Here is a 459-nt window from a genome sequence, read left to right as displayed (position 1 = left end):
GATCTCGCAGGATGTGGCGCGGGTTCACGCAGTCAGGCCATCACTGTGCGCTGGCTCCAATCTCTTTATCCCAGCGGCTGAGCAGCGCTTTGCGCTTGGCGGAGTCGCCATAGGTTTTGAAGTCGTAATCGATCAGTTTGATGTTTTCGAAGCGCGGGGCGTATTCCGAAATTTCCGCGTTGCGATTTGACGGTAGCTGGAAGGACTTCGCTTCCTTCATGTGCGACTGCGCCTCCGCACTGAGCGCCCAGTCGTACCAGACCTTGGCATTGGCCAGGTTGCGCGCCCCTTTCACTATCGACATTGAGCCAATCTCATAACCCGTGCCTTCACAGGGCGCGACGGTTTTGATCGGGAAGCCATCCACCTGCATCGCAACAGCATCATGCATGAACACGATACCAACCGTGGTTTCACCTCGCGCCGCGGCTTTCACCGGTGCAGAGCCAGACTTGGTGT

Annotated in this window: 1 protein-coding gene; it reads right to left on the bottom strand. The window is 57.3% G+C overall.

Annotation, left to right across the window (positions count from 1 at the left end):
• Positions 1-40 precede the first annotated feature (40 nt).
• A partial coding sequence (locus tag QMM04_RS23095) for an ABC transporter substrate-binding protein (RefSeq protein WP_282997231.1) occupies positions 41-459 on the bottom strand: 419 nt, incomplete at its 5' end.

Origin of the sequence: Pantoea sp. Pa-EAmG (genome assembly GCF_030024295.1) — a bacterium.
In the GTDB taxonomy this organism is placed as follows: Bacteria; Pseudomonadota; Gammaproteobacteria; order Enterobacterales; family Enterobacteriaceae; genus Pantoea; species Pantoea dispersa.
The sequence above is the reverse complement of the archived record's forward strand: the minus strand, read 5'-3'. Positions and strand labels throughout refer to the sequence as shown.